The 18,201-nt window shown below is 46.6% G+C and carries 10 protein-coding genes; 3 read left to right on the top strand and 7 right to left on the bottom strand.

Going from position 1 to position 18,201, the window contains the following annotated elements; translation table 11 throughout:
- Positions 1-206: 206 nt before the first annotated feature.
- A complete protein-coding gene (locus V202x_RS24570; protein ID WP_232098685.1) occupies positions 207-4,046 on the bottom strand; it encodes a hydantoinase B/oxoprolinase family protein in 3,840 nt (1,279 codons plus the stop codon).
- Positions 4,047-4,370: 324 nt separating this feature from the next.
- Between V202x_RS24570 and V202x_RS24565 the strand changes: the two genes are divergently transcribed.
- Complete coding sequence (locus V202x_RS24565) at positions 4,371-5,105, top strand: Bax inhibitor-1 family protein (protein ID WP_145179441.1); 735 nt, start codon at positions 4,371-4,373, stop codon at positions 5,103-5,105.
- A gap of 197 nt (positions 5,106-5,302) precedes the next feature.
- Here V202x_RS24565 and V202x_RS24560 read toward each other — a convergent pair whose 3' ends face one another.
- Complete coding sequence (locus V202x_RS24560; protein ID WP_145179440.1) at positions 5,303-6,871, bottom strand: hypothetical protein; 1,569 nt, start codon at positions 6,869-6,871, stop codon at positions 5,303-5,305.
- A 314-nt stretch (positions 6,872-7,185) separates the two neighbouring features.
- Entirely contained in the window at positions 7,186-8,193 is a 1,008-nt protein-coding gene (msrP, locus tag V202x_RS24555; RefSeq protein ID WP_145179439.1) for a protein-methionine-sulfoxide reductase catalytic subunit MsrP, read from the bottom strand.
- 328 nt (positions 8,194-8,521) lie between these two features.
- On the opposite strand from msrP, the gene sthA reads away from it, so the two are divergent.
- Complete coding sequence (gene sthA / locus V202x_RS24550) at positions 8,522-10,006, top strand: Si-specific NAD(P)(+) transhydrogenase (RefSeq protein WP_145179438.1); 1,485 nt, start codon at positions 8,522-8,524, stop codon at positions 10,004-10,006.
- Here the strand turns inward: sthA and V202x_RS24545 are convergent.
- The 3 genes from V202x_RS24545 to V202x_RS24535 all read right to left on the bottom strand — a co-directional run bounded on the left by V202x_RS24545 (position 10,003) and on the right by V202x_RS24535 (position 15,259).
- A complete protein-coding gene (locus V202x_RS24545; RefSeq protein ID WP_145179437.1) occupies positions 10,003-10,947 on the bottom strand; it encodes an RluA family pseudouridine synthase in 945 nt (314 codons plus the stop codon). The genes sthA and V202x_RS24545 overlap by 4 nt on opposite strands.
- Positions 10,948-10,958: 11 nt before the next feature.
- The gene (gene acnA / locus V202x_RS24540) at positions 10,959-13,634 is read right to left on the bottom strand and encodes an aconitate hydratase AcnA (RefSeq protein WP_145179436.1); all 2,676 of its coding nucleotides are present in this window, start codon (positions 13,632-13,634) and stop codon (positions 10,959-10,961) included.
- Positions 13,635-13,861: 227 nt separating this feature from the next.
- Positions 13,862-15,259: a neutral/alkaline non-lysosomal ceramidase N-terminal domain-containing protein gene (locus V202x_RS24535; RefSeq protein WP_145179435.1), complete on the bottom strand. Its 1,398-nt coding sequence runs from the start codon at positions 15,257-15,259 to the stop codon at positions 13,862-13,864.
- A 237-nt stretch (positions 15,260-15,496) separates the two neighbouring features.
- Between V202x_RS24535 and V202x_RS24530 the strand changes: the two genes are divergently transcribed.
- Positions 15,497-16,777 carry a hypothetical protein gene (locus V202x_RS24530; protein WP_145179434.1) on the top strand — a complete coding sequence of 427 codons (1,281 nt, stop codon included), beginning with the start codon at positions 15,497-15,499 and terminating at the stop codon, positions 16,775-16,777.
- A gap of 24 nt (positions 16,778-16,801) precedes the next feature.
- On the opposite strand, the gene V202x_RS24525 is transcribed toward V202x_RS24530, so the two are convergent.
- Positions 16,802-18,145, bottom strand: a complete 1,344-nt coding sequence (locus V202x_RS24525) for a glycosyltransferase family 87 protein (RefSeq protein WP_145179433.1) — start codon at positions 18,143-18,145, stop codon at positions 16,802-16,804.
- Between the last annotated feature and the right edge of the window lie 56 nt (positions 18,146-18,201).

Here is an 18,201-nt window from a genome sequence, read left to right as displayed (position 1 = left end):
TGAAAATCTCTCTATGCGACACCTTACAGGCTTGCTATCAAAATCACAAAGCTAATTCCAGTAATAATATATTGAACGCGATAATTAACGTCTAAACTTCTGGCAATCACTAAAATCAGGCAACAAGTATTTGGAAACTAAAACGTGTTGAATGAGATTACTAACGGACTGCGAACTCTTCTGAGTTCAGCGGCAGAATTCCATTTTTATGCTTGTGTTCCAAATCCGCCTCCACCAGGAGTTTTAATTGTTAGTAGGTCACCGGCTTCAACTGACAGAGAAAACTTACCGGCTAGCGATTGCTCGTTTGTTTCGTTTGCTTTTTGCAGCAGGTTTTCTCCGATCTGGCCTGGTGAACCACCTTCCAGACCGAAGGGGGCGTAATCTCCGCGGCGTTCAGAGATCAATGATATTTTTAAAGGCTTCAGAAATTCAATACGACGGATAATTCCATTGCCTCCTGGATGCCGTCCCGCTCCTCCCGATTTTTTGCGAATGGAAAATTCATGCAATCGCACCGGATAGCGACGTTCAATGATTTCGGCGTCAGTGAGTCGTGTATTCGTCATATGTGTATGGACGGCATCCGCGCCAACTCCTTCGGCAGTGGCACCACTGCCTCCGCAGATCGTTTCATAATAGCCAAAGTTCTCGTCACCGAACGTTAAATTGTTCATCGTACCCTGGCTGGCGGCTGCTTTGTTCAAGGCGCCAAGTAGTGTATCGACGGTTCGTTGTGAGGTTTCAACATTGCCACCCACCATTGCCGCGCATTGTGCAGGCGTTTCCCGTTCGGGAGGATTCAAAAAACATTCTGGCAATATAATCTTAATAGGTGCTAAGACACCACTGTTTAGAGGAATGTCTTCTTGGATCAGACAGCGAAAGACATATAAAACTGCGGCATTCACAATGGCACGATTGGCGTTCAGGTTTGTTTCGAGTACTGGTCCTGTTCCCGTAAAATCGACCACTGCTGATGTCCCTTTAATCGTAATTTGTACGGATAAGGGAGCGCCGTGATCCAGGTGATCGGTAAACGAATAGAGACCATCTTCTATATGTGCGAGGGCCAGTTGCATCTTTTCCGTCGCCGCGCGCTGGATGTGCTGCATATAAGCTTGCACAACCGGTATGGAATAGCGAAGAACCAGATCATTAAGCAAGATCACACCACAATTGTTGGCAGCGACTTGTGCAGAGATATCAGCCAGATTGTCATCGACAGAACGAGACGGGTATTCGCCTGTCAGCAGTAAGGATCTCAGATCCTCTTCACATGAAATTCCTCGGTCAACCAGCTTAAAATTCCGAATCAGAATGCCTTCATCGGCGAGTGTTTTCGAAAACGGTGGCATACTGCCTGGCACGATCCCACCGATTTCCGCATGATGTGCGCGACTGGCCGTAAAGAACAGTAATTTCTTTGAATTCGGATCGTGGACGGGGGTGATTACGGTGACATCGGGTAGATGCGAACCACCTCGATACGGATCATTGGTAACATACACATCTCCAGGGGCTAAATTGGGGTTATCAGCAATGATTCGTTTGACTGTTTCGCTCATTGCTCCCAGGTGCACGGGGATATGAGGGGCATTCACGACCAGGTCGCCGTTGGCTGAAAAGACGGCACAACTAAAGTCGAGCCGCTCTTTTACGTTCGTCGAGATGGATGTCTTCTGTAGTGTGATTCCCATTTGCTCGGCGATAGAGGCAAATAGATTATTAAAAATTTCCAGCATCACCGGGTCGGCTTCGGTACTAATCGTTTCATGAGCCGCTGAGTTTTTGATCGTTTCGTGAATCAGCGTTTCGCCGCGTGACAAAATCTCGGCTTCAAAGCCGGGGTCAATAATGACTGTAGAAATTGCTTCACAGATAATTGCGGGGCCAGCGATCTGATCGCCAGGACGTAGTTCATCCCGCAGATAAACGCCTGTTTTGTGTGTCTTTCCCTGAAAATGAGTTTCCACTGTTTTCAGTGGATCGGGAACTCGTGAAATGACTTCAGAGGCAGGCAGGTTTGGTTCTTCCATCCGACCAACAACTTCTGTCCGTAGCGCGGTCACTTCAACAACGCGCCCTTCATGTTTATATCCGTAAAGGCGCTGGTGTTCTTGCTCAAAACAAGCGAGTTCATCTTGACCTGCTACACAGAGAATTTGGATTGTCGCATCTGTACCTAGAAAGCGCATTTCGAGTGAATGCTGTGGCTCTTCAATTCGCTCCTCTGGGACTCCTTCTGTACGGACTTCTTCTTTTACTTTTTGGTCAAGTTCCTGAAACCGGATTCCTAATTCCTGTTGTAGTTCTGCGGACCAGGGTTTAAGAACAGATTGTTGACCGAAACGTCGCACATCAGCTTGGCCGATACCAAATGCACTCAGAATTCCTGAATAGGGATGAATCAATAATTCTCGAATTCCCAGAGCGCGGGCAATCGCACATGCGTGTTGTGATCCGGCGCCACCGAAACTGACAAGCACATAGTCAGCCGGATCATAGCCGCGCGCGACTGAGATATTGCGAATGGCACGGACCATATTTGCGTTGGCAATCTGAAGAAATCCTTCTGCCAGTTCAAGAGGAGTGTACGTTTTCCCCATTGGTGAAGCCGCAATTTCCTGGCAGAGTTGAGTCAATCTGTGTTCAACTGCATTCCGATCCAGGGCAAACGGGAACTGGTTGGGAATAATTTTGCCGAGATAAAGATTCAGGTCAGTTATGGTCAATGGGCCGCCTCGACCATAGCAGGCAGGTCCGGGATCGGCTCCCGCACTGGCAGGTCCGACATGTAGCTTGATACCATCAAAGCCACAAATACTGCCGCCACCGGCTGCTACCGTTTCGATGCTAAGCATCGGTGCGACTATTCGCACACCCGCTTTTTGCGTTTCAAATTCGCGTTCGTACTCACCATCGAAGCGAGAGACATCGGTACTCGTACCACCCATATCAAAACCGATGGACTTCGGAAAACCTGCTAGCTCTGCGACGCATGAATAACCAATTACCCCTCCAGCTGGACCGGACAAGATACTGTCTTTACCGACAAAGTGAGTCGCGTCAACCAGACCACCGGCTGAAGTCATCAGCTTCAGATCACAATTTTTTAGAGGCGTACGGAGTTTACCGATATAGTCTTTCAGGATCGGATTCAGATACGCGTCCATCACTGTCGTATCGCCACGGGAAACGATTTTGATGAGCGGTGAGAGGCGACTTGAAACACTGATTTCGTCAAATCCGACCTCTTCTGCGATTCGAGCCACTAGTTCTTCGTGTTTCGGGTTCGCAAACGAGTGCAGCAGGCAAATTGCCAGTGATTCGACTCCCGTTGATTTCAAAGTTTGCAGCTGTTGCAGAATTGTTTTCGGATCAGGTGCACAGTACACAGTCCCTTCCGCAGTGATGCGCTCATCAATTTCAACAGTTGTTTCGAACAGGGGTTCTGGTTTTTGTATGACCAGATCAAACAAATGGGGACGATCCTGATTACCAATTAACAGGACATCGGCGAATCCTCTGGTTGTGATAAAAGCAGTACGGGCTCCATTACGGGTGAGAAGGGCATTCGTGCCTCTGGTTGTTCCGAGTTTAACACTGATGTGAGGGATCATGTCTGATTTTTTTAAACCAAGAATCCATCGAATTGCCAATATGGGGGCTTCTTCTCCTGAACTCAACTCGTAGCTGGTAGATTCTTTGACCGTCTCGGGTAGGGGAGGTTCGAAGTTTAAAATGCCATTTACGGAGTTAAAGTTCGTCACTTGTGCCGAATGCAGGGATTGTCCCTCTTCATTCAGAAATTCGATTTGATACTTTTGCCAGAACTCTGCCGGGGCACCGCAGCGGGAAGAATCGACAATGGTGGTGGGATTAGAGATTTTCTGAACTCGACCTTTGGTAATACCCGAACTAAGTGTCTTAAAGGGAATGAAATCATTTTCTGGAGACCGCGCGATACAGTCGGTAAACGTCCCTCCCACATCGATCCAGAATTCCCATGTTTTAGGTTTATTTTCGGCTTTTAAATCATTCATTTCATTAAATATTTCGTAAGCTTTCACATGAATTTGATAGAATTCATTGACCGGTTTGACATAAACTTACGTATGAAATAACACAACCATTGCGTAGGCACAATCAAGTAATCAGCATCTGCGGCTTCTGAATCAGTTTCAGTTGACCTAGGAAAATCGAAAAGGAGATTGTTGCTACTTGAATTATGTGCACTGTGACCTATAATTACCGTGCCTGTGAGTCATCTCTTCAGATTGATCTGCAGGCTCATTGAAATATAATACCTTTGCTCAATCCATATTCACTCGGAATATCCCGACTCACTCAATTGGAGAACACTGTCAATGAATAACTTTAGTCCTGATTATTACGACCAGGATACAACGGCTGGCGGAGGCGTTTTTGCCATTGACGCAATTGCCTCCGAGCGAGCCGCTTTTATCCGAAAAACGTACATGCACTTGGCTGGTGCGATCATGGCCTTTATGGGGTTGGAATTTATCCTGTTTAGTAGTGATACTTTAGTAAATGGTATGATGAACGCCATCGGTGGTAACTGGTGGCTGGTATTGATCGCCTTCATGGGCGCCAGTTGGGTTGCCAGTGCTATGGCATCAAGTGCGAAATCTCTCGCAACACAATATGCCGGTTTGGGAATTTATATTGTTGCCGAAGCCCTGATTTTTGTGCCTATCCTTTACATTGCAACTCAATTTGCCAATCCGACAGTCATACCTATTGCTGCGGTTATCACACTTTGCATTTTTGGAGGACTGACTGCCTATGTGTTTGTGACAGGGGCAGATTTTTCTTTCATGGGTGGTTTTCTAACTATCGCCATGTTTGGAGCTATCGGCATCGCCATCGGTGCTGCTATTTTCGGATTCTCTCTGGGGCTCTGGTTTGCCGCTGCGATGATCGTCCTGATGAGTGGCTTTATTCTGTATGACACATCAAATGTTTTGCATCACTACTCGACCGATCAGTATGTGTCTGCATCATTGGCTTTGTTTGCTGCGATTGCTACACTGTTCTGGTATGTCTTGCGTCTTGTCATGATGTTCTCATCAAACGATTAAGCGAATCTCTACCTCAAGCAGACTTAGCTTGAATGACCAATCACAAGCACAGGTGAAGTTGACTTCACCTGTGCTTTTTTTATAAATGTTGTTTGATGTGGGATCATTTCAATTGAGCATGGGAACTTGATATTCGTTCTACTTTCCGGCAGGGATAATTTACTTTGCTACGAATGAGGTGGAGTCCCTGTAGTCCTTTAATTCGCTGTTTCCGTAGATTTTTTTGACTTCAGTTTACCATTGAGATCTCCAAAAACACCTTGGCCCCAGTTGATTGAAGTTTCATGAAAAAAATTGAGGTTGTTGACTTTAAACTCCGTTTGTGCGAATTTTTTACCATCTTGGCGAATGATGAGTCGATTCTTTTCAACGACGAATTCAAGTTGGATGGGGCGATTTTTCCATTTGATCTGTGTTGCTAAATTTCCAGGCATTTGAAGTTCAACTACAGATCCGTATTCACGCCGTTGGGCATCAGTCAGAAATTTATATTTGTCAAACCATTGGTAAGTGCCCTTCGTTGATGTCGAGAGCATTAACGCGTTGCCCAGTGGAACCATGCCAGTGACACGTTGTCCCCAATGATTGGCTACCAACTCAAATTTTTTGGCTTCGGCTTCGTAGGGATGCGTTGTTTTGTCGGTGAGTTCCGGATGAGAAAACAGTCTACCCATTGAGTGCCACTTTTCTTCATCAAGGTTATATCGCCAGGCTTCGGCCCATGGCCAGACCCCCACGATCAGATCACCCCGATAGATGGCCATGGTCTGAGCTTCTCGTGCAGATGAAGAGACTCCTGGTAATTTTGGTGGCCATCCTTTTAAGCGCTTCAGTTCTTTACCACGATATTCAAAAAGTTCACCGGTGGGATATTGCGCCATCAGTAGTCGGTCATGATAATTCAGCATCGAATAAACTTGAAAACTCACTCCTTTTTGTGCTTCAGCCAAAGTCTTCCATTGTGAATCACTAAATACATAGACGCCACCATAGTTCGAAACTGTAAGGACTTCATCCCGGTATTGCCCCCAGGCGAAGGGTGTGGCACCTACATATTTTGCATCCATGACAGTGGCTTGCTTTAAATCGATCGGCTCTTTTGAATCGCTGGTCCACGGGCATGCGTAAATTTTTGTGAAACCTTTCTTCTCGCTTCGATCGGTGTGATAGAAAAATAACCGTCCCAGCGCATAATAAAAATTATAATACCTCCCTTTTTCAGGTGGGGTCAGAATTACGCGATCATTGAATGCGACCTTGCCGGAAGTAAAAGTAAGGATTCCATTTCCCAGGCGCATGATTCCATCACCAGGAAGAACGCGTCCTGTTTGAGGAATTGGTGCGTCAGACCATGTTTGAGTCTCTGGGTTCCACAAGCGAACTAAGTTATTTCGGACGCTGCTCCAGGCCTGAAGTTTTTGATCCAGGTCAAGTAAATAGATTCCACAGTCTAAATCAGGATGTGATAACCGCTTGACAGAAAAGTTTCTGGCATTGTGTTCCGGACGAACGAAGAACTGTAAAGTATGCCTGTCACTGCGAAACCGTGTGTTATAGACATCAAGGAATCCAGCCCCTGCAATCACCTGATTTTTTTTATTGCGAACTTCAAATAACGTCCCGAAGCTCTGACCAACATCTTTACCTAGATCAACTTCAACGGAAAATTTTGCAATCGGTTTCTCAGCAATCGCACCAAAAGCATTTGTAAGAATCAAAAGAAACACAGTCGGTTTCATAAGTTTGATTACACTTGAAAAAAACATAATTAATCCCCTTGAAGTGACTCTGAAGTAGTTTCACATGATTGAACTTGGCAGTAATACAGCTTCTCAGTGGTAACGACCTGAAATGAATTCATTTTAGATCGTAGCGTTTAGAGTTCTAGAGCGTCAAGTGATTAATTTAACGTATTCTGAGCGAAAAGCGTATTCAGTCTTGTGTTTAGGCTATGATAAAATAAATTCATATTACTGATTCGATATGAATTTATGAATACTGTTGAGTCATGTTCAGATCAGAGACTTTTTGGCGTTTATCGTCGACTAATCAGTATTTTAGCCCATAGTGCAGTGGTTTATTAACCAGTATAGAGTCCACTTACATACTCACCATATCCGTTATATAGCTTTGTATCGTAGCGTTTTTCAGTTCCCAGCATCCATTCAGTACGCTGGCTCCACCGAGGATGAGGGACTTCAGGATTGACGTTAGCCACGAACCCGTATTCGTCGGGGTTGACGCTATTCCAAAAGGTAACTGGTTGTTCGGAGGTGAGCTTGATTTTGACAATGGATTTACCAGATTTGAACCCATATTTCCAAGGAACAACCAGACGAATAGGGGCACCATTCTGCTTGAGTAGTGGCTTACCATACAGACCGGTTGCAATAAACGTAAGCTCGTTCATGGCTTCAGCCATACTCAAGCCTTCAGTATAAGGCCAAGGCCAGTATGCAGTGCCATTTGCTTTCATATAGGGCGCTTCGTTTGGTTTGTTGAAGGTCTCGAAGGCCACAAATTTTGCGGTTGGCTTGGGTTCTACAAGTTTCAACAAATGGGAAAGAGCGAATCCAGTCCAGGGAACGCACATGGCCCATGTTTCAACACAGCGATGACGATAGGCACGCTCCTCAAATTTCATTTCCTTATAAAAATCATCCATATCAAATGTGCGTGGTTTTTCACATTCTCCCTCTACACTGACTGACCAGGGAGTGCTTTTGAAATTCTCAACGTACTTCCAGGCTTCTTTGGTAGTCGGACCTGTGAATTCATAAAAGTTGGTGAATTCTTCTGCCTCTTTGGGGACCGTCTCCGGGCGACCATACTTAAAAGTGGGGTTGTGAGGGGCTGGGTAGATCGATTGAAACGCCTCAGGTAGTGGAGCAACGGCACCCGCTTTCTCAATTTCCTCCTCAGTCGCTTGTTGACAACCTGAAAGAAGATTTGAAAAACCAGCGATTCCTACACCATAGCCCATCATTTTCAGAAACTCCCGCCGATGTGCTTTACGATTCTGAAATACCATTTCTGGTGTATGTTCACTCTCGGAGACGTTCCAGATTTTGCGGATCTGATAGTTCATCAGTGATTCCTTTAATTTGTCTTCATAGCAAGGGATATTGAAAGAGTGGCTGACTCTTAGTTTATCCTTATTGGGAGGAATATCCCTGGCGCACCAATCCTTATAGACGCAACATAAATAGTATAACCGTCAAGATATACGCAAAATAGCTTGTTTCAGGAATTGATTCAATCTTTATATCTTTTCTACTTCGCCACATTGTCGAAGAGAAAGGTTGTTGTTTACGCAAAAAATCTAATCAGTTTTCTTATATTGACATTTGAGGATGGATCTCTCGTCTTTAAGAAACAGGTCCGTCAAGTTAGAAATGTACATTGAGAATAGTTCTATGAAATACGATCTTGTCATTATTGGAAGTGGTCCAGCTGGGCATAAAGCGGCGATTGCCGCATCGAAGCTGGGGAAGCGGGTAGCCATTATTGAACGCAATTTTCGTGGGATGGGGGGAGTCTGTTTGCATAAAGGCACGATCCCTTCAAAAACAATGCGTGAAGCTATTCTGTATCTCACTGGATATCGTCATCGTGATGTTTATAGCAAGCAGTATCGCAAAAAACGCCGCATCACAATGCAGGATCTCCGCTTGAAGCTGGCCAGCGTCGCTGAAAATGAATTGGATGTGATACACGATCAATTAGAGCGAAATGGTGTTGAAGTATTCATAGGTGAGGCCAGATTTGCCAGTCCGCATGACGTGGAAGTAGATTGCGAAACGGGGCGAAAGAAATTGTATGGGGAGTATATTCTGGTGGCGACGGGTACAAAACCTTCTCGTCCTTCACACATTCCTTTTGATGGAAAAACCATCTTTGATTCCGACGAAATACTCGATCTGCAGCAGATTCCCCGTTCAATGATTGTTGTTGGTGGTGGCGTGATTGGGATCGAATATGCGATTATGTTCGCCACATTGGGCGTTGAAGTGACTGTCTTAGATGGCCGAGAACGCTTGCTCGAATTTTGCGATCAAGAAATCATTGACGCGTTGATTCACCATGCCCGCTCTTTAGGAATGGTTTTCCGTATGGGAGAAGAGGTTGTAGGGATCGAACGATTCTCCGATAAAATGGCAGCCGTCCAGACAGAAAGTGGAAAGCGTCTCGTAGCCGATTCCGTATTATATACAGTGGGGCGTGTAGGCGATGCCGACGAATTGAATTTCCAGGCAGCCGGGTTGGAACCAGATGAACGTGGTCGACTGTGGTGCAATGAGGAACATCAGACGTGGGTCCCTCACATCTACGGGGCCGGCGATATTGTCGGTTTTCCTGCTCTTGCCAGTGTTTCGATGGAGCAGGGCAGACGAGTGGTTTGTAATGCGTTTAACGAACCATTTGAGGCCTTTGATATTATGCCCTATGGTCTGTTTACCATTCCCGAAATTTCGATGATTGGGAAAACTGAGCAACAGTTGACCGAAGAACATGTTCCTTACGAAGTGGGGGCAGCCCGCTATCGGGAAATTGCGCGAGGACAAATCTCAGGTGATACAGAAGGGATGCTGAAAATTCTCTTTCACCGCGAAACATTGAGGATTCTTGGCATTCATGCCATCGGAGAATCTGCCACAGAAATTGTACACATTGGCCAGACTGTGATGTCATTTGGTGGTACGATTGAATACTTCCGCAATGCAGTCTTTAATTACCCCACTATGGCGGAATGCTATAAAGTAGCCGCCTTTGATGGGCTGGAAAAAATGAGTTTGGATCGTTTATTCGAAGAAGCCAGACTTACAAAAGCGAATGCCGAACAATCCACCGAGGACAAATCGCAAACTGAACTGGACGAACAGGAAACCATTGAGGTCTAGGCACTCCGTAACCGCTGGAGCGTCTGGTGAAAGTCATCGGGTGCTCCAGCGGTTATTTTCATACATAGATTCGTGATGGGATGAGTGAACTCAATTTGTTCGGCATGCAGTGCTTGTCTCGTAATGAGTTGCCGTTCGGTAGAGAGAGATTCATCGTTTCCATAGAAATCATCGGCGATGATGGGAAATCCTAGATCCGCCAGATGAACGCGAATTTGATGCAATCGACCTGTTTGCGGGAATGCCCGTAGCAATGAATTATGTGGAAAACGCTCTATCACTTCAAATTTTGTCAAAGCCGATTTTGCACGCAGTGCCTGTGGATGTGTAGACATGCAGACTCCCGCTTGTGTGGGGTGTTCCCCGATGGCAGAACGGTTTTCAAATTGATCCTGTTGAGGGCTGCCTCGTACAATCGCGAGATACGATTTTCTGATTTGATTTTTCTGAAACTGAATCGAAAGACTCCGATGTGCCACATGCTCTTTCGCCACGATTAAGATACCACTGGTAAATTGATCAAGGCGGTGCACGATGCCCGGTCTTAACAGGCTACGAATTCCTGTTTGCTGATCCAAATAAAATTGGAGTGCGTTGGCAACAGTTCCTGATAAAATCTTACCAGCCGGATGCGCAATGATTCCGGGAGGTTTGTTAATAATGATTAACCAGGCGTCTTCAAACAGGACTTCCAGCGGCAACGGTTCCGGTTCATAGGTTTTGTCTGGAGGCTCTACAAGCGCAATGCTGACTTGCTGCCCACAAAACACGCGCTGGAGTGGATGGGCAGGTATCTCATTGACTCTGGCAAAGCCAGCCTGCACGATACGCTGTAAACGATATGTCGAATAATTTCTGAAATGACGACTCAGAAACCGATCAATGCGGGCACCATTCAAGTATTCCTCGACGATCAGATCGACTTCATAGACTGGTTTCATCAAATCAGGAATCAGGATTGTGCCAGATCACGGAGTACTTTATGGAGGATGCCGCCATTGCGATAGTATTCGACTTCCACCGGTGTATCCACACGACACTGAGCGGTAAACAGAACTTGAGTCCCATCTGCTTTGGTAGCGGTTACGCGAATGGCTTGACCTGGCTTCAGATCGTCATCCAGTTCAATGTCGAATGATTCTGTTCCATCCAGTCCCAGTTCTTCACGGCTTTCGCCATCACGGAATTGCAAAGGCAGCACACCCATTCCGACCAGATTGGATCGGTGAATTCGCTCGAATGAGGTGGCGATGACCGCTTTGATACCCAGCAGAAATGTTCCTTTGGCAGCCCAGTCGCGTGAAGAACCCATTCCATAATCACCACCGGCCAGCACAATTAGAGGTGTACCTGCTTCTTTGTATTTGAGTGACGCTTCGTAAATCGAAGTCTGATCGCCGGTAGGAAGGTAAGTGGTCACACCACCGGTGGTTCCGGGGGCGAGTAGGTTACTGAGACGAATGTTCGCAAACGTTCCGCGTGTCATCACCCGGTCATTGCCACGTCGGCTACCGTAGCTGTTGAAATTTTGGGGAGTGACACCATTTTCCTGAAGATACTTACCCGCGGGTGAGTCGGCTTTGATCGCTCCAGCGGGAGAAATATGATCGGTGGTCACAGAGTCTCCCACAGAAACGAGTACACGCGCTCCCGTGATCGAACTGATGGGAGCCGGAGTGGTTGGCATATCAACAAAGAAAGGTGGTTCCTGCACGTAGGTGCTTTTTTCATCCCATGCAAAAATGTCCCCATCACCGCCATTGATGTCTTGCCATTCAGGAGAACCTTCTGTTGCTTTCCCATACTGTTCTCGGAACATTTCCGGGGTGATCGAAGATTCCATAGCCGCGTTGACTTCAGCCTGGGAGGGCCAGAGATCTTTCAGGAAGACATCGTTACCTGCTTGATCTTGTCCCAGAGGATCCGTGCTCAAATCGATATCCGTAGTTCCTGCCAGAGCATAGGCAACGACCAGCGGAGGACTGGCGAGATAGTTTGCACGGACATCGGGGCTAATGCGACCTTCAAAGTTACGGTTTCCAGAAAGCACGGCAGATGCGACGATATCATTCTCGTTGATGGCCTTGGAAATAGGCTGTGGAAGTGGCCCACTGTTTCCAATGCAGGTTGTACAACCATAGCCAACTAGATTAAACCCAAGTTGATCGAGGTAGGGGGTGAGTCCCGATTTTTCCAGGTAATCTGTAACGACGCGGCTTCCAGGAGCCAAACTGGTTTTGACCCAGGGTTTTCGTGTAAGGCCTTTTTCAGCAGCTTTCTTTGCCAACAACCCCGCACCAATCATCACTGAAGGATTACTGGTATTCGTACAACTGGTAATAGCGGCGATCACAACCGACCCATCTTCGAGATTGAAATTCTGGTTATCATATTCGACTGCAACACTCGTTTCCGAAGGATCAGATTTGCCGAATGTTTCGCTCAGATCTCTGTGCCACTGTGATTTCATTTCGGTCAAGGCGATGCGGTCCTGTGGACGTTTCGGTCCGGCGAGAGACACTTCAACGGTGGAAAGATCCAATTGTAAGCCACTTGTGAAACGTGGTTCGGGCGAACTGTCAGTTCGGAACAGACCTTGTGCTTTGTAATAGCGATCTACCAGATCGACTTCGGCCTCAGTTCGACCGGTACGACGCATGTAATTCAGTGTTTCATCATCTACGGGAAAGAAGCCGATTGTGGCACCGTATTCCGGTGCCATGTTGGCAATGGTAGCGCGGTCGGCCAGACTCATGTTTGATAATCCAGGACCGTAAAATTCAACAAACTTGCCTACAACACCGTGCTCGCGCAACATCTGTACAATTCTGAGTACCAGGTCAGTGGCGGTGGCTCCTTCTGGAAGTCCACCTGTGAGTTTGAAGCCGACAACTTCTGGTGTCAGCATATAAATGGGTTGGCCAAGCATGACCGCTTCGGCTTCAATGCCACCAACTCCCCAACCAACAACTCCCAGGCCGTTGATCATTGTTGTATGGCTGTCAGTACCGACCAGACTGTCGGGATAAGCAACGCCGTCTTTAGTGAGCACGACTTTGGCCAGATATTCCAGGTTGACCTGGTGCACAATTCCAGTAGCAGGAGGTACGACACTGAAGTTGTTCAATGCCTGTTGCCCCCAACGGAGAAACTGATAGCGTTCCTGATTGCGTTCGAATTCTTTTTCCACATTGTGTTGCAGTGAGAACCGGGTCGCAAACTCATCGACTTGAACCGAGTGGTCGATCACCAGGTCGCATGGCACAAGTGGATTGATTTTTTGAGGATCACCGCCGAGCCGCACCATTGCGCTTCTGAGAGCGGCCAGATCGACGACAGCAGGAACACCTGTGAAATCTTGTAATACGACACGACCAGGCTTAAATGGGATTTCTACTGGGTTCGGTGATTCAGCACTCCAATTGGCCAGATTATTAACATCGGCTTCGTTGACAACGAAGCCATCAACGTTTCGCAGGCAAGATTCAAGTAAGACTCGTATCGAATATGGAAGCGTTTCAATTTCACCAATGCCATCATCAATCAGTTTCTGCAGGCGGAAGTAACTCAATTCTCCGTCTGCTGTTTTTAATTGACTTTCCGCGCCAAAAGGATTTCCGGAAGCCATTAATCATCTCCTCAGTACTACATTTAAATGGATTTATGAACGGTTTCAGGTCGCTTTAGGAGACCTATGTTTAGATTAATTTTTTGTATGCCTTGGATATGCTGTATTCTAGGGAGTCGTATCCCGATCGACAAACGGCAGGACTGCCAAAAACATAAAACATCTGTAGAAGCTGGTGGATCACGCTGAAGCTTGGGAACAAAACTCTATTTTAACGAAGGCAAGGTCTATTTTCCATCACGGATCTTTTTCACCTGTCGTTGCACACTTTCAACGATTTTATCTTCGATTTCTTCAGACCAGCGATGTGAGGGCATTCCATAAACGGCCATGGAGGTGTTGCCTTCGTAACCTCCTTCTTTCAGAACCCTCAGTGAGGGCGTGTATGCCATCACATCATTCGCATAGCCCGTTACCCAGGTGTCGGGACCATATTCTTTTTTCATGGCGAGTGCGTAGTCAATTACGACTTCACCACCGATTGCAATCCAGAGCTGTTTCTTGCCGAGTCTCCAGACTTCAACAGGAAAGGGATACGACTTGATAAAGGGTTTTCCGGAGTTAAGTTGTTTGAGTAACCTTGAACCCCAGCGGGTTCTGTAGGAACCCGGGCTACCAGAGGCAATTTTTTCTAACTCTGATTTGTTAAGATGAGCTCCTAATTTGATGTCGATAATCTCAATCTCGGTTTTCAATTCGGGGTCCAGTTCAACCATTGGAAGACGAACAACATCTGCCACTGCATGAGCCAATCGTGAACCATAAGACTGGGCCAGTTCCACAGTTCTGCGAGGAAGCGGGTTCTGATCTGCACCGCAGCCCATATAGAACATAGCGGTCACTCCTGGAAACATGGCTTCCAAATCGTACTGAGCAAACCCGGCATAGTCGCCGCACCATTTCTGAAAACTCAGTGTGGTATTGTGACAAGCATAGCCGAAGACGATGGTTTTCAGTTTCCCAGCTTTGTCTTTCACAGCTAAAATGGGAACGGAATGGTCAATTGGACCCTTTAATTCGTTAGCCAATCTAAGTTTGGGGACTTCTGCTTCTTTATTTGTGCGACGGTTGACTGCAAAACTCGTAAATCCTTTGCCTGAGTAAAGTGAGGCGGGTTCAAGTTTCTTAATGGCGGTTCCCACTGCAGTGACCAGTTTTTGTTCCAGTTTGTCGGAATACTCATTGATGTCTTTGAGATGATTTGCATTTAGGGGATAGATATCATGCAGCGCCCCTCGCAAAACAGGACCGCAGTGAGTGTGAGAGCTATTGAGCATAATCTGGTTGCGGTCGAGATCGAATTTCTCTTTGAGTGCCGCACAGACATTGTTATAGATAGATTGCGGAATTCCCAATGTGTCCGTTGAGACAATCACGCCACGATGGCCATTACTGGCTTCAATCACTAAGACTTTGAGCCAGAGGTCGTGTAATTTACCTTCGGCAGGCGCTGTACGACCACCGTATCCGGCCATCCAGAGGTCTTTTTCTGGAGTGATCACGACACTGGCTGATCCCGCTTTCCAGGTCACATCTTCAGCAAATGTATAACTCGAGTATGACAAGTGGGTAATCATCATCAGACCGAGTAACAAACCAGACCGAAAATACGTTAAATATTTCATGGAGAAGCCCCTCACTTTTGAGCAAATGGCAATAAAACTAAATCTTCTTAAAAAACTTGATCATTTTAGGGTAAAGAGCCCGAGCGGACATATCAAGTGTTTGGGATGTGTTCTCTTATGTTTAAAGAAGTTAATGTGCATCCTTTGAGGAGTATGTTAGAATTGAATTACGAATGATAAGAGGTATTTTCAGGAATCAACGAAGCCGGGCTGAAATAAACGAAAGGACCACCGCCTGTGAATGTGATAGCAGGTCACAAAAAAACATTCTTAGCCACGGCTTTTATCATTATTCTTTGTCTTATCGCTGACCCCGTTAACAGTCTCAATGCGCAAGGCAAACGTCGCGGAAATAAAAAAGCTGCTTCACAAGAGGCCCAACTTCCCGCTGATTACCGATCTAAGAATTTTCTGATTCATACTGACTTAGAGCCAGCAGATGCGAAAGATTTGCTCGAACGACTGGAAAAAATGTTGAAGATTATTTCAACTTACTGGGGTAGTCCAAATCGTAAGGTCATCGAGTGTTATGTTGTTAAAGACCTTTCTAACTGGCCACGTGGTAGCCTCCATCCCAGTGGGGCACAGTCTGTAGCCAATGGTGGTGGAGTGACGATGGGCCGCACATCCTATCGTGGTAATCAGATCGTTTCCGCTAAAGCGATTGTATATGCGACAGCGGATCGAGGAACACCTCAACACGAAGCAGTACACGCCTATTGCACTCAAAATTTTGGCCGTACAGGACCAGTCTGGTACAGCGAAGGTATGGCAGAAATGGGGCATAACTGGAAGGCCCTTCCTAAAAAAGGACAACCGATTGCGGTCGACTGCCCCACTTATGTATTGAACTATATTAAAAGCAGTGAACCCCAAAGCTTGAATGAGATCGTGAACTCGAAATCGATTTCAGGTGATTCCTGGCAGAATTACTGCTGGCGGTGGGCCTTGTGTCACCTGCTGGCAACCAACCCAAATTACTCACCCCGGTTTCGTCCGTTGGGATTGGGATTGTTGATGAAGAAGCCGGTTTCGTTTAATCAAACCTACGGTTCCATGGCGCGTGAAATTTCATTTGAATATTTGTTTTTTCTGGAACATTTCGATCAAGGGTACCGCTGTGATCTGTGTCAATGGGACTGGAAAACCAAATACCGAAAAACCAATAACGTGCGTGGTTTGCTCACGAAAATCGAAGCCAGTAAAGGCTGGCAGGCCTCTCGAACTTTAGTAGAACAAGGGCAGAAATATCAGTTTTCCGTGGAAGGAGAGTGGAAAACAAATAGAGATGCAAAGCCAACTTCAGCAATAGGCTCTGAGGACGGGCTCGGTATGTTAGTAGGTATTGTGCTCTCTGAGAACGATGAGGGCGAGTATACTCTCAGCGATGAATTTGAGCTGGGTGAGACTGGCAGCTTCACAGCACCTGTCAGTGGTAAGCTCTTTCTGCGTTGTCGAGATGCCTGGCATGAACTGGCTGATAATAGTGGTAAAGTTTCTGTGAAAATTAAGCAGTGACTCTTAGTGGTTCTTGCTCCTGATTCAATTTTCTTGAGATGCGATTGTTTCTTCGGCTTGATTTGCTTTGTTTGGCCAGAGGAGTACGATGATGACCAACAGTGCATAAAATTGATATGAAAGTACCGTGAGTGATTGCCAGGGAAGGGCCACCATGCCACCGTTTTCCCAAGGAGTAATTCCCTGCGGTGTGCCGGCCTTCTGAGAATGAATTGCGAGTGCCCAGACAACACGCGGACTGAGGGCCAGAGCAAAGATGACTAAATTCACAACCCAGCGTTTTCCTGTATGTGGCTGCGATAATGCCAGCAGTAACCCAATTGGCAGAGCGAGTAAAATAAAGTAATGATGCCAGGTGGTTGGGGTCATGAGTAACATGGCGGTGATGGTAATCGCGAATCCCCGATCACTGAACTTTTCGGCTCGCGTTTTCCAGATCGACGCCACCACCAATCCTGTCATCACGAGCCAGGACGACCAGACTGAAATTTGTAGTAAAGTGTGCGAATTCACAAGGGGTTGTATGGTGTCTGCTGAGTGTTCGAAGAGTCGTTTCCAGAATGCAAGCAGGGATGCATTACTCCAGTTGTTGGTGACGTCGGCCAGTGAGGGTAAAGCGACCGTAAGGTAATCGCGGTACGTGTCGACCCCGAAGATCGCAGTAGTGAGCAGGGTAATCAGACCAAAAGAGGCAGCTCCTCCAGAGATGGCTCGCCAGTCGCGTCGAACTAGGAAGTACAAAAATATATAGGCCGGGTAGATTTTGATGGCAGTAGCTAAGCCCAGGCACATTCCCGAAACGAAAGATCTTCCTGAATTGCCAGCTTTCCAGGCACCGACGATCAGCAGAGTCAGTAGCAGATTGGGCTGACCCTGAATCAGGCTTTGTTGAAGAGGGTCACAGGCCAGAAGCAAAGTAAGTAATGCGATTGTCGACCAGACAGTCATCTGAATCTCAAGACCTTTTACAATCCAGTACAATGCGAGGCAGAGCATACCAAGTGACACAAGGTTCCATGTCAGGTGGGCATCACGATAGGTTAACCAGGTAAACGGGATGGCAATCAGGTTTGCTGTCGGAGGATGAGTATTGTACTGGTCAAAAAATCCGTTCGAATTTGTCAGTTTGAGATTGAGGTGTTTTTTTAGCGCCACCCGCTGGTCTGAGTAGACAGGCATTCCAGCAGCTCGATTTTTAACAGAGGCCCACTCCTTAAAAAAATCAAAGATTTGTCCCTCGTCAGGTCTCAGGGCTGCGATGTAACCAGGCGCGAACACTGCCATCGCGCAGATAAAGAGGACCACCCACAGGATCTTACGTGCGGCAGGCCAGTTATTGATCTGAGGTTGTTTAGGTGGGATCGACACTTTTTACTCCAGGAACCAGTTCGAATAATGCCCATTTCAACATCGCACTCCCCCCT

This window comes from Gimesia aquarii, assembly GCF_007748175.1.
Taxonomy (GTDB): domain Bacteria; phylum Planctomycetota; class Planctomycetia; order Planctomycetales; family Planctomycetaceae; genus Gimesia; species Gimesia aquarii_A.
Note: the sequence above shows the minus strand (reverse complement) of the source record. Positions and strands in the feature narration are given on the sequence as shown.

Coding starts and splice junctions, on each gene's coding strand:
- sthA (WP_145179438.1), top strand. CDS start 8,522: ATGAAATACGATCTTGTCATTATTGGAAGTGGTCCAGCTGGGCATAAA.
- V202x_RS24545 (WP_145179437.1), bottom strand. CDS start 10,947: ATGAAACCAGTCTATGAAGTCGATCTGATCGTCGAGGAATACTTGAAT.
- V202x_RS24560 (WP_145179440.1), bottom strand. CDS start 6,871: ATGTTTTTTTCAAGTGTAATCAAACTTATGAAACCGACTGTGTTTCTT.
- msrP (WP_145179439.1), bottom strand. CDS start 8,193: ATGAACTATCAGATCCGCAAAATCTGGAACGTCTCCGAGAGTGAACAT.
- V202x_RS24565 (WP_145179441.1), top strand. CDS start 4,371: ATGAATAACTTTAGTCCTGATTATTACGACCAGGATACAACGGCTGGC.
- V202x_RS24570 (WP_232098685.1), bottom strand. CDS start 4,046: ATGAATGATTTAAAAGCCGAAAATAAACCTAAAACATGGGAATTCTGG.
- acnA (WP_145179436.1), bottom strand. CDS start 13,634: ATGGCTTCCGGAAATCCTTTTGGCGCGGAAAGTCAATTAAAAACAGCA.
- V202x_RS24535 (WP_145179435.1), bottom strand. CDS start 15,259: ATGAAATATTTAACGTATTTTCGGTCTGGTTTGTTACTCGGTCTGATG.